Here is a 12,571-nt window from a genome sequence, read left to right on the forward strand (position 1 = left end):
CATTCGACATTGCTATGCCCCTTTCGCCTGGTGTTTTGTACATGCATTTGCCATAATGACCTCGCATTTACGTCCCGTATTTGCACCAGAAAGCCGTTGGTGTTCGAGCACCGCGGCTTTCGTCTTTTGGATACCTGTCATTACAGAACTCCCTGAACTACGGTGATAAAACCTCCCAATACCTGACCCCAGGATTCCTTCGGTATCAGATTCATGATCGACTCGACCGCCTCGCGCCCTTCCTTCACGATGACGTTCACCGGCGCGCCAAGTGCCCTTACCTGATGAAGCTCGCCACACTCCTTGATGCAGCTGGCTAAATTCTCAGCCCCGGTTTTTTCAACCAATCCGAACTCACGCGCCACCTTCTCGTTATCGCGAGCCATAACGTCTACGATTACCGGGATAAGGGTTTCGAGGTATTTGTCGTACTTCGGCCCGGGCGTGTTAATCATCCGGAAGAAGTTAACCTTGGTGCCGTGCACAGAACCGGCCAGCAACAGGCCGCGCCCGCCACGCGCTATCCACTCCTTCGCGACCAGCTGCGAGATGTAGTTTTGTGCATCACCGGGCGTTGCCTTGTTCCAGGCTTTTACAGCCTCCCGGATGTTCGAGAGTTTGCATGATTTTCGCGGAAGCTCTTGATATTTCGATATCACCGACCCAGGAGACGGGCTGCTATCATGTTTAAAAGTTCGTATTTGCATTGCTGGCACTCCTACTTTGGTAAACCGTCGGTTGGGTTTGGGTAGAGATCTGGGCGCAGTTCGTGGGGAGTTACGCCGGTCATTTTGAAAATGGGAAAGATGTAGTTTGGTGGGACGACCCCATGGTCACGATTTTTCCAATGACTCACAGACATACTTGTCACACCAAGTGCCAGGCTGAGCTTTCTGGCTGAGCCAGCGGCTTTGATTGCTTTATCGAGTGCGGACATGTGCTTCTCCTGCTTATTAACAGCAAGAGTAAACCACAGATTTACATTTCATGCAAACTTTGGATTTATTGCGTGTGTAAACCAAATATTTACAATGTCGATATGAGAAAAGAAGAACCCAACCTCGTTCTGGTAGAACGCCTCACCGAGATCACTGATCGCGGCCTTACCAAAGCAGACATGGCACGCATAGCTGGAGTCACCCCTCAGGCGGTAAATGGCTGGTTCAAAAAAGGTGTGATCAGTAAAAAATCGGCACTGGCCATAGCCGATGCTGTTGGCATTTCCGTCGCCTGGCTACTCGGTGAAGATGTAGGCGAGAAGGACGGCCTAAAGCCGGACGAACAGCGCCTTCTTGAGCTCTACCGCCAACTGCCGGAAGAAGAGCAACAGAACATGCTCCGCATCTTCGCGATTCGCTTGAAAGAGCTGGATGAGATGTATGAGAAGTACATGAAGGGTCGAATCCGGTCGCAAGGGGAATGAGGCAAGCAATAAGTTTATGGAATCGCTGCTGAAGCTTTCAGTGGATGGCTCTGATTAGGCTAATGAGAGAAGTCATATTGATAAAGCAATAAGTAAATCAATGGCTCTTTAGAAAGTAATGACATTTTTTCTTACAACCAATAAGAAATTTAAGGCCGCAGCATGGTGATTCAGGAAATTCCTAACTGGAATGAAATTGGTGTAATCCCACCGATGGATATGGAGCATCCAACCAGCGCTTATCGCTCCCCATATAAGACAAATATATTAAAAATCGTAGAACGGTACGCTACGAGTCCGCAAAGGATCGCGATCTTACTCGGTTTCATAAAATTTCGTAATGAAATTAATAAAACTGGTTTAACTGATGGTTTTCAATGGATCGATGGCAGCTTCATTGAAGATGTTGAACTCATTGAAAAACGCCCGCCAAATGACATCGATGTTGTGACTTTTTTTAATTTAGCACCTAACGAAACGCAGCAAGATGTCGTTATGCGGAACCCGAATCTGTTTATGCCACATATGGGAAAGTGGAGAAAGCAAGAGTTTAAAGTTGATTCTTACTTCCAGTCACTAGGGGTTTCTAAGGAGCAGCTTGTAGAAAGAACTGTATATTGGTACAGTATGTGGTCTCACAGAAGGGATCTTACGTGGAAGGGATTCTTGCAGATTCCTCTAGATGCTACACTGGATCAGCAGGCATTAATCATTTTAGAAACAATGCTATCAGAAGGAGGTGAGCAATGAATCGTGACGATTACTTGTTCGTTCTAAGCGAGCGGGACTCTATCCTGTCTCTTTTAGAAACCACTACTGATGATGACATCATTGGCAAAATGAGCCTTGAAAGTAGGCTCTATGAGCTAAATGACGAGATTTCTCATATTGTTATCGATGAGCATCCGCCAGTTAAAGCAACTTTAACATTTAGAGGGGCTGCTGTACTTGGTACCTATGGCATAGCTGCAAATTTCGGAACAAAAATAGTTAACGCCTTTAACGATGCGGTTTCTCATGTTGCATCTTCATTTTCAGGGAAATTACCAGCCAAAGGTAAGATTCCAAACCTTGAAAATAATTTGCTAATGATTACTGGAACAGCCAAAGGTTCATTTGGATTTACACTTGAAGAATTTAGGCCTGATGCTCCACTTAATTTTGATGAGGAATCTTCTGTTCAAAAAGCTCTGAACCAAACTCATTCTATCCTTCAAATGAGTATCAGAGGAGACGATGATGGTTTAGCTGAGGCGATTAGTGATTTGGATGACCGAGCCTTAGATAAAATACGTGGGTTTATACAAATACTCTTTGATAATAAAGCGACTTTTACTTTAAGGCATAACAACCAGGCGCTTGTTGCTAACAACATCAATGATATTGAAAGAGCTGCGTTCAAACTAAGTAAAGATAGCGTTAAAGAAGATTTGCAATTATTAGAAGTTAGCTTCATGGGGGCCCTTCCTCATAAACGTCAATGCGAGTTTATTATGGAGCATGATGAATCTAAATCAATTTTCGTGGCGAAAATAAGTAATTACATAGACAATCCAGATATTATCAACGATCACCGCGGAAAAAAAGTTATTGCAAAATTCCTCTGCACTCAGGTTGGGAATGGAAAGCCTAAGTATTCTTTACGCGAGCTCCCGAACTGGTAGTAGATGTTAACCCGGCCACCGAGCCGGGTTTTTTATGCCCCCTTCCAACTCAGCCACCCGGCTCCACCCCGAACACTTCGATCCCGACCATAGCGTCGGGATTTTTTTGCCTGCAATCCGGCATAGCCCTCACAAAACACATCTATATAAACCAGCGATTTACAATTAACATTAACCTTGAGTTGACATGACTATAAACCAGTGATTTAATCTCTATCACCAAGACGCACCACGAACCACCCAGGCATGGAGCCCACGAAGTAGCCGCCGACGGCATACGAATAGTCGGATGAGGTGGAGTGATTAACGCGCATCAGGTTTTAGAAACGTTCCGCCAGCCTGGCGATAAGGGCAGAGGATGAGATGAAAGGTAACACGAAGAAAACAGGTATGTACGGGTTTGCGGCTTTCTGGGTGCGTCAAGCTGAATCACGCCAGAAGCCCTTACAGCTTCCAAGCTCCCGGCAGGACGGTGACAAATGGTCCAACAGCAAGGAAGAGAAACACTGGCCTCACCTTCGCCGAAAGATGAATCGCACAGGCGGAATTCCTCGTGGCAAAGCCTACGCGAAAGTCTTCCGCCTTGGTTATCGAAGCGAGAGTCGAAAAGATTTTAGTCGAGCGACTCAATAGCTTTCAAATTCACAGGCTGATCTTGCTCAGGGAAATAACGCATTTTTACCAGCGCTTTCAGTCGGTTTTTTACAGATGGATCTGCGCTTGTAATGACGAGGTCGTTTATTTGCTCGGAAAGCAAAAACCAACCGTGCTCATCGCAGATATAACAGACCGATGGAACCTCACGGATAGTAGGCGGTTGTGTTTTCAGATTAACCACCTGATTTACATGGTTAAAAGACACGGCATCTTCACCGCAAATAGGGCATGGCTTAGTAACTGATTTCATAGTTCTTCCTTGCTGGCTGTGTGAGAGCTTCCAGCATACCACCGAGCCTGAAGTGGTTAAAAGACAGGCGAAACAAAGGGGGAGAGGATGATTAATCAACACTACGGCACGATGCACATCATTCGCCAGTGTGTGGCACCGGGAATGCTGGCAAAGCACGACGGGCACACCTGGAATGTGTCAGCGGTTCGCGGCAAATACGTTTACCTGCGAACCATGCGCGGCGCTACACGTATTAACGATTGTCTTGTGGAAGTTTTATTGAATGGCTGGGGTGATCCGATGATTCACGGACAGAAAAGTACCGCCGCGAAATGCGCCTACTGCAAAAGCCCTATTCAGCCAGGCGACGAAGTGAACAGCACCCTGCTTTTACTGCGCGGCAACATGCTTGCCCGCGAAGAACGGCAGTACTGCTCCAGGCAGTGCGCCGAGCACGACCAGATGGCTCACGAGCCATAAACGCAAAAACCCGCCGAAGCGGGTTCTACGTCCAGCGGACCGACCAAAGCACGCTGGAAATATGGAAAACCAGAATAACACCCAATGGGCGCTATCAATGGCCCGGGGATTTTAACACCCAAAAATGAGGAACAGTATGGAATTCTTCAATCTCATAAAGGCCAGCCAGAAGTCGAAAAAGCCAAACGGCATTTTCTGGTTCACCGCCAAAACCGAGGCACGCGCTAAACTTCAGGCGCAAGTTATTCTCGAAGATGCTGAAATCGAAGTGGGCCGCGGCCATGATTACCAGCTTCCTGTCCTGACTGATTTCCCTGTGGTAAATGATCTGCCGGAAGAAGGCGTCGTCGACTTCACCTGGTGTGATCGTTACGAACTGCAGGAAGACGGGCGTACCTGGCTACCAAAAGCGAAACCGGCTGAATCCGTAAATATCCAGGACGAACGCGCGCAGTTGGCGGGCGCTGCCGATAATGCCAGTACGCCGGCTGCTGAAGTCTCTGCACTGCTCCGCCCGGTAGCGCGCCTGCGCCTGCCGCAGCGCCTGATTGCTCACCTGCTTAACGACACTGAAGTGAAAGAAATCAGTGAGGCTATGCACGTGCAAATCGGCGCAACTGAGGCCGATGAAAGCAATCTCTATATCCAGAATTTGCTGCAGGCCTGCCGGGATGTACCAGGCATTCATGAACTGTCTGTGCATGTTGAGTGGAAACTCATTCAGGCTGTAAAAGAATTATTCCCTCTGGATCAGAACCACGAAGTAAGCGCCATTAACGGCTTTATTGCAGCCTGGGTGGAAGCTGAACCGGGAGAACGCTCCCAGCTCGTTAAAGAGTGGGCTGACCTCGTTCAGGACTGGCCTGAAATTAATAACACCAGCGACACCACCTCTGAAATCGTCCAGGAATTCCGTGACGCTGACGTGCCGGCGCTTATCACCGTGGCCACTCTGCCATTCCGTCAGCGTCTGCTTGCCCAGCTCATTTCTGAAGAAGAGTACGCCTATCACATCAGCCCGGAGCAGAAGAAAGAAGTTATTAAGCTGGAAATGGATGTCGATAACTCGTACGTCCAGAACCTGCTGCTGGCTGCCGAAAACGCGCCTGCTCTGAAAGACGTCAAAGAATACGACCTGTGGAAACTGACCGAGGCGGTCAGGCAAGTGTTCCCGCAGGACCGTAAAACACCCGAGCTGGGCGTAATGCTGCAGTTCCTGAAGGCATGGAGCGAAACCGCGTATATCGACAAAGGTCTGCTGGTTAAAGAGTGGACCAAAGGCAACCGCGTGGCCGCTATCCAGCGCACCGACACCGGCACAAACGCTGGCGGCGGCATCGCCACAGATCGCAGTCAGGATTATGCACATACTCTGGATACGCTGGATATTGAAATTGCAGCCGCGACACTGCCGATGGATTTCGATATTTACAACATGCCTGTATCCATTCACCGCCGCGCCAGCGAAATCATTGAGAAAAAAGAAAGCCCGTTCAGGGAATGGTCAGCAGCGCTGCGCAAAACAGCGGGCATCCTGGACTATTCACGCGCTGCTATTTTCGCCTTAATCCGTGGTGCCGCTGAGAACGTCCATCACTTCCCGGTCAGCCTGCAAACCTACATCAGCGCGAACCTGAAAGAACACCAGCATGCCAAGCCAGATGCTGCAACTGTGGAGGCTGCGCAATTTAGCCGTGAAACCCTGGACAAACAACTGGCCGCTGACCGCGGCGAATATGTTGAGGGTATCAGCGACCCGGCGGATCCGAAATGGGATAAAACGCCGCGTAAAACTTTCTGTACTCACGAAGAGAATCTGCAGCGCGTCCGGGAAGAAGGGGCGCGCCGCCGGGCTGAAGAAGCAGCCGCACAGCCGAAGGTAGAAAGCCTCGGCGCTGGAGTGTTCTCCATCGAAGGGCTGACCGGTAACACCCCGGTTACTCCGGACAATGGCCCGGTAATGGGCGACGCCACTTATCAGGAAATGGCCGAAGGCCTACGCGAAGAACTGGAGATTATCGAAGATGTGCAGATGGAAACGGCTGTCAGTAACGAAATCCCGGCTGGTACACCGGTTTCAGCAGGCGAAAGCGCTGATGCAGATCATCCGCAGGCAGATGCCGTAACGCCGTCAGAAATTTTCGCGGCCGCAGCGCCGAACCTGGCTAACCACATTGAGCCGGAAACGAACCAGGAATCTGTTAAACCGCACCAGTCTGAACCGGATCAGCAACAAAGCGAGCCATCTTCGCCAAAAACTGAACCAGAAGCTATTGAGTACCCGGCTTTCTTCGAACCAGGCCGTTATGAAGGGTTGCCGAACAACGTTTACCACGCCGCGAACGGTATCAGCTCCACCATGGTAAAAGATGCCCGCGTATCGCTGATGTATTTCAATGCCCGCCATGTTGAAAAGACCATTTCCCGCGAGCAGTCCAAAGTGCTGGATATGGGTAACCTGGTGCATGCGCTGGCCCTGCAACCGGAAAACCTGCACGCAGAATTCAGTATTGAACCTGAAATCCCGGAAGGTGCATTCACCACCACGGCAACGCTGCGCACTTTCATCGACGCACATAACGCCAGCCTGGCGCCGCAACTCAGCGCTGAAGATATCAAAGCGCTGCTGGAGGCGCACAACGTCACCCTGCCCGCCCCGGTGCCGCTGGGCGGTTCCCTGGAAGAGACAGCGCAAAGCTATATGGCTCTGCCTGCTGATTATCAGCGTATTGAGCCTGACCAGAAGCAGACGGCGACCGCAATGAAAGCCTGTATCAAAGAATACAACGCCACCCTGCCCGCTCCGGTAAAAACCAGTGGCAGCCGTGATGCGCTCCTCGAACAACTGGCAATCATCAATCCTGACCTGGTGGCACAAGAAGCGCAGAAGCCGCAACCGCTGAAAGTATCCGGTACCAAAGCTGACCTGATACAGGCGGTGAAGACCGTCAAACCGGATGCGGTGTTTGCAGACGAACTGCTGGATGCCTGGCGCGAAAACCCGGAGGACAAAATTCTGGTAACGCGCCAGCAGCTGGCGACCGCCCGGGCCATTCAGTCGGCGTTACTGGCCCACCCGACCGCCGGCAAGTTCCTGACGCACCCGGGGCGTGCTGTAGAAGTCAGCTATTTCGGTATCGACGAAGAGACCGGCCTGGAAATCCGTGTACGTCCTGACCTTGAAATAGATATGAACGGCATCCGCATCGGGGTTGATCTCAAGACGATAAGCATGTGGAACATCAAGCAGTCAGGCCTGCGTGCCCGGCTCCATCGCGAAATCATTGACCGCGATTATCACCTGAGCGCGGCCATGTATACCGAAACAGCAGCACTGGACCAGTTCTTCTGGATTTTCGTCAACAAAGACGAAGGTTATCACTGGATAGCTATCGTCGAAGCCAGCCAGGAACTGCTGGAGCTGGGTGCGCTTGAGTACCGCACTACCATGCGGGCAATCGCAAACGCATTCGATACCGGTGAATGGCCAGCACCGATTGTTGACGATTATACCGACGAACTGAACGACTACGATATGCGCCGCCTCGATGCGCTGCGCACGGCTTAAGGGGAAACACAGATGCAAAACTCAAACGTAGCAGTCGCTGATCAAACAGCTGTCGTTAACTCCAACATTGCGCTTTTTGATTCGCAGTACCTTAACGCAATTAATGCCTTCGCCCAGATGATGGCTCAGGGCTCCGCAACGGTACCGCGTCACCTTCAGGGTAATCCGGCAGACTGCATGGCCGTCGCTATGCAGGCAGCGCAGTGGCAGATGAACCCCTTTGCGGTCGCTCAGAAAACCCACCTGATTAACGGCGTGCTGGGCTATGAAGCTCAGCTGGTTAATGCCGTCATCTCGCGCAGCGGCGTGCTGGCCACCCGCTTTGAATATGAATGGTATGGCCCCTGGGAAAATGTGATAGGTAAATTCAACATCAAAAAAGGCGAGAAAGGTGAATACCGGGTACCGGGCTGGACGATGGCTGACGAAACCGGGATCGGCATTATCATCCGCGCACGGCTGAAAGGTGAAGACGAACCGCGAGAACTTGACCTCCTACTGGCTCAGGCGCGTGTTCGCAACTCCACGCTTTGGGCAGACGATCCCCGCCAGCAACTTGCTTATCTGGCTGTTAAACGTTGGTCCCGGCTGTACTGCCCTGACGTCATTCTGGGTGTTTACACCCCCGACGAACTTGAAGAACGCCAGGAGAAGGTTATTAACCCGGAACCCGCTCCACGCATGAGCGTTCAGGAAATTACCAGCGATGTGTGTGTCACCAGCGCACAGGAACCCTCTTCGAGCATTGATACCCTGGCCGATAATTTCCGCAACCGCATTGAATCTGCTAAAGACGTCGATAGCGCTAAAGCGGTACGTGTGGATATCGAAGCAGCGAAAGCCTCGCTGGGCACCGCCCTGTTTACTGAACTGAAAAACAAAGCCGTTAAGCGCTATTACTTGGTGGACGCGCGCAACAAAGTCGAAGCGGCGATCAACTCCCTGCCAAAGCCGGATGAACCGGAGGCTGCTGAACGGTTTGCGAAGGCTGAGCAAACCCTGACGGCGGCAAAACGCCACCTGGGCGATGAGCTGTACGAGAAGTTCAGCATCACGCTGCTGGATATGAAACCTGAGTATGTCGGCTAAGGGAGGCGGGAGGGTTCGCCCTCCCGGTTAACGATGAGACTAATTAACAGAGGCAGCAAACAATCTCCAATCGCCCGGCAGGCGTGCGCCGCTGCGCTCCAGGAACATTACGAGCGTTTTGGAGATTACGGCATAACAGGCAAAAGCGTGGATTACATGATCCGGGTTGACGGAACCAAACTTCGTGTCGAGATCAGGAACTGCCAGCAAAGTTACATCGCGACACCGATGGATAAACCGCGCCGGTTACGTGCTCTGGCAAGCACTGTGATGGGTTCAAGGGGAAAACCATGATCTGTTGTTTTAAAGAGTTACCGAAAGCGCAGTGGCCGCAAAAACTCCACGATCCCAGCAGGACCAACGTCTGGATAAACCCGCGCTTTCTGGTGCAAGAATTTCAGGAAGAAGGGGGCGTGATCCGTCTGTCCATTAATACAAGAGAGTTGGGTTTAGCTGGACGCTGGAGAGACGGCATAAGCTGGGAAGCACTTCAGGAAATCAAAAACGCCGTTGGATATGGGGATCGTGACGCTGTCGAGATTTACCCGGCCGAGCGCGACGTGGTCAACGTGGCGAATATACGCCACCTGTGGATTTTGCCTGAACCGTTGCCATTTGCATGGCGTCGAGACAGCTGATAACGAATTATCAACGGCCCCGGCTGGGGCCAGTGGAGAGAAGTATGGCATCAGACAAACCGATTACAGCGCAGCAGGCGGCGGAGTTGCTGATTGTCTCCCCCCGGGTTATCTACCGGCTGATTGACTCCGGCGAGCTGGCTGGCCGCAAAGTTGGCAACAAATACCGCACAACCGAGGCGGCCTGTATTGCGTATTTATCTGCCCCGCATGAGACTAAGAAGGCGAACGCGGGTGATCATAAAGGAGAGGATTTATGTCAATCACCCTCAGAGGCGGAGTTTGGCACTGTCATTTCTTTACGCCGACAGGAAAGAGAGTTAGGCGCTCTCTTGGTACGGGGGACAAAAAACAAGCTCAGGAGCTCCACGACAAGTTAAAGGCGGAAGCCTGGCGCGTTGACCAGATCGGCGATCTGCCGGCGCGCACTTTCGAGGAATGCTGCATCCGCTGGATACAGGAAAAGGAGCACAAAAAATCGCTCGACGACGACAAAACGAAAATCGAGTTTTTCCTGAATCATTTCGCCGGCCGGGATATTTCTACCCTCACGGCTGACGAGATTTATAACGCAGTCGGGAAGATGACTAACAGGAAGCATTATCAGAACTGGGAGAGCAGAAGGGATCGCGCGCAACGGCTCGGGAAGGAGCCGCCTGTGTATACGCCCAAAGCGGTCAGCCTGGCCACTAAAAGCCAGCACCTGTCGTTTATCCGCTCCCTGTTGCGCGCGGCGGCCAATGACTGGCACTGGATAAAGTCGGCACCGACCATTAAAACGCGCAAGCCGGTAAGTAAGCGCATTCGCTGGCTGACCAGGGAGGAGGCAGCACGGCTGATCGACCGCATGCCGGTGAGCATCAAACCAGTAGTGATATTCGCGCTGGCGACCGGCCTGCGCCGCTCTAACATTATCGATCTGGAATGGCAGCAGGTGGATATGCAAAGGAAGGTTGCATGGGTAAACCCGGAGAACGCTAAAGCGGGCAAGGCTATCGGCGTGGCTCTGAATGATACCGCATGCAGGGTTCTGAGAGAGCAGATTGGGAAACACTCCCGCTATGTGTTCGCGCACATGAAAGCGGCATATCGCCCGGACGGCACCCTGACGCCAGCGATCCGCAAAATGCGAGTCGATGATAATAATGCCTGGTATGCAGGACTCAAGAAAGCGGGCATTGAGGATTTCCGTTTTCATGACCTCCGGCACACCTGGGCGAGCTGGCTGGTTCAGTCTGGCGTTCCGTTATCGGCGCTGCAGGAAATGGGAGGATGGGAAAGCATTCAGATGGTGCAGCGTTATGCACATCTGGCACCCAACCACCTGACTGAGCACGCGCGCAAAATTGACGCCATTTTCGAGCTTAACGACACAAATACGACACAAGGAGAGAATCAGGCTGGACTTAGAATAGCGTAAGCTATTGATAATACATGGCGCGCCCTGCAGGACTCGAACCTGCGACCCACGGCTTAGAAGGCCGTTGCTCTATCCAGCTGAGCTAAGGGCGCCTTGAAGGCATTCACACAGGCATCCTGTGATAAAAAACAAGGCGCTGCGAAACGCGTGGAATTATACGGTGAGTGCCTTGTGAGTCAATGGCTTTTCCGCTGTCTGCCTGCCTTTTAAGCATAAACCGCTATTGGTGACTGACAGCACGCCGCGCTTCTGACAAAATATCAACATCCCCTCTCCTTTTAGACTACAGATGGAATTCTCTCTCTGATGGCAGCAAAGATTATTGACGGTAAAACGATTGCGCAGCAGGTACGGCTTGAAGTCGCGCAAAAAGTGAAAGCGCGCCTGGACGCCGGAAAACGCGCACCTGGGCTTGCGGTAGTACTGGTCGGCCAGAACCCCGCCTCGCAAATTTATGTCGGCAGCAAACGTAAAGCGTGTGAAGAGGTTGGCTTCGTTTCCCGCTCTTTCGATCTGCCGGAAACCACCTCTGAAGCCGAACTGCTGGGACTTATCGACAAATTAAACGCCGATAAATCCATTGACGGTATTCTGGTACAGTTGCCGCTACCTGCCGGTATCGACAATGTCAAAGTGCTGGAGCGTATCGCGCCGGATAAAGATGTTGATGGGTTCCATCCTTACAACATAGGCCGTCTGTGCCAGCGTGCGCCGCGTCTGCGCCCCTGTACCCCACGCGGCATTGTGACGCTGCTTGAGCGTTATAATATCGACCTGTATGGGCTAAATGCGGTCGTGATCGGCGCATCCAATATTGTTGGTCGCCCTATGAGCATGGAATTGCTGTTATCCGGCTGCACCACTACCGTGACTCACCGCTTTACTAAAAACCTGCGCCAGCACGTCGAAAACGCCGATCTGCTGATCGTTGCCGTGGGTAAACCTGGCTTTATTCCAGGCGAGTGGATTAAAGAAGGCGCGATTGTGATTGATGTGGGCATTAACCGCCTGGAAAGCGGCAAAGTCGTCGGCGATGTGATTTTTGAAGAAGCTGCGGCGCGCGCTTCGTATATCACCCCGGTGCCGGGCGGCGTGGGACCGATGACCGTGGCCACGCTGATTCAGAATACGCTACAGGCCTGTGAAGAGTACCACGACGTGGAGGAGGCATAAGATGGCGACATTTTCTCTCGGTAAACATCCCCACGTTGAGCTGTGTGACCTGCTGAAATTAGAAGGCTGGAGCGAAAGCGGCGCCCAGGCCAAAATCGCCATCAGCGAAGGCCTGGTAAAGGTGGATGGTGCAGTGGAAACCCGTAAGCGCTGCAAGATTGTCGCCGGTCAGACGGTCAATTTTGATGGTCAAAGCGTCACCGTAACTGCGTAATATAAAAAAGGCC

At 51.7% G+C, this 12,571-nt stretch carries 15 protein-coding genes and 1 tRNA gene; 12 read left to right on the plus strand and 4 right to left on the minus strand.

Translation table 11 applies throughout. The features are described from left to right. Window positions 1-140: 140 nt before the first annotated feature. Both RT120_RS04940 and RT120_RS04945 read right to left on the minus strand, forming a co-directional pair. A complete protein-coding gene (locus RT120_RS04940; RefSeq protein WP_312980140.1) occupies window positions 141-707 on the minus strand; it encodes a hypothetical protein in 567 nt (188 codons plus the stop codon). An 11-nt stretch (window positions 708-718) separates the two neighbouring features. Then, on the minus strand, window positions 719-937 hold the full coding sequence (locus tag RT120_RS04945) for a YdaS family helix-turn-helix protein (RefSeq protein ID WP_312980142.1): 219 nt from the start codon (window positions 935-937) through the stop codon (window positions 719-721). A gap of 72 nt (window positions 938-1,009) precedes the next feature. Between RT120_RS04945 and RT120_RS04950 the strand changes: the two genes are divergently transcribed. The 3 genes from RT120_RS04950 (at window position 1,010) to RT120_RS04960 (ending at window position 3,087) form a co-directional block, all read left to right on the plus strand. Beyond that, window positions 1,010-1,423 (plus strand): helix-turn-helix domain-containing protein, encoded by a 414-nt coding sequence (locus RT120_RS04950; RefSeq protein WP_312980145.1) that lies wholly within the window; start codon window positions 1,010-1,012, stop codon window positions 1,421-1,423. A gap of 162 nt (window positions 1,424-1,585) precedes the next feature. Further along, entirely contained in the window at window positions 1,586-2,173 is a 588-nt protein-coding gene (locus tag RT120_RS04955; RefSeq protein ID WP_312980147.1) for a DUF6932 family protein, read from the plus strand. Further along, window positions 2,170-3,087 carry a hypothetical protein gene (locus tag RT120_RS04960; protein ID WP_312980149.1) on the plus strand — a complete coding sequence of 306 codons (918 nt, stop codon included), beginning with the start codon at window positions 2,170-2,172 and terminating at the stop codon, window positions 3,085-3,087. The genes RT120_RS04955 and RT120_RS04960 overlap by 4 nt, the downstream gene beginning before the upstream one ends. A gap of 613 nt (window positions 3,088-3,700) precedes the next feature. On the opposite strand, the gene RT120_RS04965 is transcribed toward RT120_RS04960, so the two are convergent. Further along, window positions 3,701-3,994: a hypothetical protein gene (locus tag RT120_RS04965; protein ID WP_312980151.1), complete on the minus strand. Its 294-nt coding sequence runs from the start codon at window positions 3,992-3,994 to the stop codon at window positions 3,701-3,703. Between the two features lie 282 nt (window positions 3,995-4,276). Between RT120_RS04965 and RT120_RS04970 the strand changes: the two genes are divergently transcribed. From RT120_RS04970 to RT120_RS05000, 7 genes are all read left to right on the plus strand, one after another. Continuing rightward, window positions 4,277-4,456, plus strand: coding sequence for a YdaE family protein (locus RT120_RS04970; protein ID WP_312980408.1), 180 nt, complete (start codon window positions 4,277-4,279; stop codon window positions 4,454-4,456). Between the two features lie 136 nt (window positions 4,457-4,592). Further along, window positions 4,593-8,024, plus strand: coding sequence for a RecE family exodeoxyribonuclease (locus tag RT120_RS04975; protein ID WP_312980154.1), 3,432 nt, complete (start codon window positions 4,593-4,595; stop codon window positions 8,022-8,024). Between the two features lie 12 nt (window positions 8,025-8,036). Next, a complete protein-coding gene (locus RT120_RS04980; RefSeq protein ID WP_312980157.1) occupies window positions 8,037-9,113 on the plus strand; it encodes a RecT family recombinase in 1,077 nt (358 codons plus the stop codon). Between the two features lie 33 nt (window positions 9,114-9,146). Continuing rightward, a complete protein-coding gene (locus tag RT120_RS04985) occupies window positions 9,147-9,407 on the plus strand; it encodes a DUF4060 family protein (protein WP_312980159.1) in 261 nt (86 codons plus the stop codon). After that, window positions 9,404-9,751 carry a hypothetical protein gene (locus RT120_RS04990; protein ID WP_312980162.1) on the plus strand — a complete coding sequence of 116 codons (348 nt, stop codon included), beginning with the start codon at window positions 9,404-9,406 and terminating at the stop codon, window positions 9,749-9,751. The genes RT120_RS04985 and RT120_RS04990 overlap by 4 nt, the downstream gene beginning before the upstream one ends. A gap of 44 nt (window positions 9,752-9,795) precedes the next feature. After that, window positions 9,796-10,131 carry a helix-turn-helix domain-containing protein gene (locus RT120_RS04995; protein ID WP_312980165.1) on the plus strand — a complete coding sequence of 112 codons (336 nt, stop codon included), beginning with the start codon at window positions 9,796-9,798 and terminating at the stop codon, window positions 10,129-10,131. After that, the gene (locus RT120_RS05000) at window positions 10,014-11,171 is read left to right on the plus strand and encodes a site-specific integrase (protein ID WP_312980411.1); all 1,158 of its coding nucleotides are present in this window, start codon (window positions 10,014-10,016) and stop codon (window positions 11,169-11,171) included. The genes RT120_RS04995 and RT120_RS05000 overlap by 118 nt, the downstream gene beginning before the upstream one ends. Window positions 11,172-11,186: 15 nt before the next feature. On the opposite strand, the gene RT120_RS05005 is transcribed toward RT120_RS05000, so the two are convergent. Continuing rightward, window positions 11,187-11,263, minus strand: a tRNA-Arg gene (locus tag RT120_RS05005). 214 nt (window positions 11,264-11,477) lie between these two features. Between RT120_RS05005 and folD the strand changes: the two genes are divergently transcribed. Further along, window positions 11,478-12,344, plus strand: a complete 867-nt coding sequence (gene folD, locus RT120_RS05010) for a bifunctional methylenetetrahydrofolate dehydrogenase/methenyltetrahydrofolate cyclohydrolase FolD (protein ID WP_312980168.1) — start codon at window positions 11,478-11,480, stop codon at window positions 12,342-12,344. A 1-nt stretch (window position 12,345) separates the two neighbouring features. Beyond that, window positions 12,346-12,558 carry a ribosome-associated protein YbcJ gene (gene ybcJ / locus RT120_RS05015; protein ID WP_312980171.1) on the plus strand — a complete coding sequence of 71 codons (213 nt, stop codon included), beginning with the start codon at window positions 12,346-12,348 and terminating at the stop codon, window positions 12,556-12,558. Window positions 12,559-12,571 lie beyond the last annotated feature (13 nt).

Source organism: Atlantibacter sp., from assembly GCF_032062175.1.
Classification (GTDB): Bacteria; Pseudomonadota; Gammaproteobacteria; order Enterobacterales; family Enterobacteriaceae; genus Atlantibacter.

Bases quoted from the DNA above. Each gene is read 5' to 3' on its own strand.
- RT120_RS04965 (WP_312980151.1), bottom strand. From the start codon at position 3,994: ATGAAATCAGTTACTAAGCCATGCCCTATTTGCGGTGAAGATGCCGTG.
- RT120_RS04995 (WP_312980165.1), top strand. From the start codon at position 9,796: ATGGCATCAGACAAACCGATTACAGCGCAGCAGGCGGCGGAGTTGCTG.
- ybcJ (WP_312980171.1), top strand. From the start codon at position 12,346: ATGGCGACATTTTCTCTCGGTAAACATCCCCACGTTGAGCTGTGTGAC.
- RT120_RS04970 (WP_312980408.1), top strand. From the start codon at position 4,277: ATGATTCACGGACAGAAAAGTACCGCCGCGAAATGCGCCTACTGCAAA.
- RT120_RS04975 (WP_312980154.1), top strand. From the start codon at position 4,593: ATGGAATTCTTCAATCTCATAAAGGCCAGCCAGAAGTCGAAAAAGCCA.
- RT120_RS04985 (WP_312980159.1), top strand. From the start codon at position 9,147: ATGAGACTAATTAACAGAGGCAGCAAACAATCTCCAATCGCCCGGCAG.
- folD (WP_312980168.1), top strand. From the start codon at position 11,478: ATGGCAGCAAAGATTATTGACGGTAAAACGATTGCGCAGCAGGTACGG.
- RT120_RS04990 (WP_312980162.1), top strand. From the start codon at position 9,404: ATGATCTGTTGTTTTAAAGAGTTACCGAAAGCGCAGTGGCCGCAAAAA.
- RT120_RS04945 (WP_312980142.1), bottom strand. From the start codon at position 937: ATGTCCGCACTCGATAAAGCAATCAAAGCCGCTGGCTCAGCCAGAAAG.
- RT120_RS04980 (WP_312980157.1), top strand. From the start codon at position 8,037: ATGCAAAACTCAAACGTAGCAGTCGCTGATCAAACAGCTGTCGTTAAC.
- RT120_RS04955 (WP_312980147.1), top strand. From the start codon at position 1,586: ATGGTGATTCAGGAAATTCCTAACTGGAATGAAATTGGTGTAATCCCA.
- RT120_RS04940 (WP_312980140.1), bottom strand. From the start codon at position 707: ATGCAAATACGAACTTTTAAACATGATAGCAGCCCGTCTCCTGGGTCG.
- RT120_RS04960 (WP_312980149.1), top strand. From the start codon at position 2,170: ATGAATCGTGACGATTACTTGTTCGTTCTAAGCGAGCGGGACTCTATC.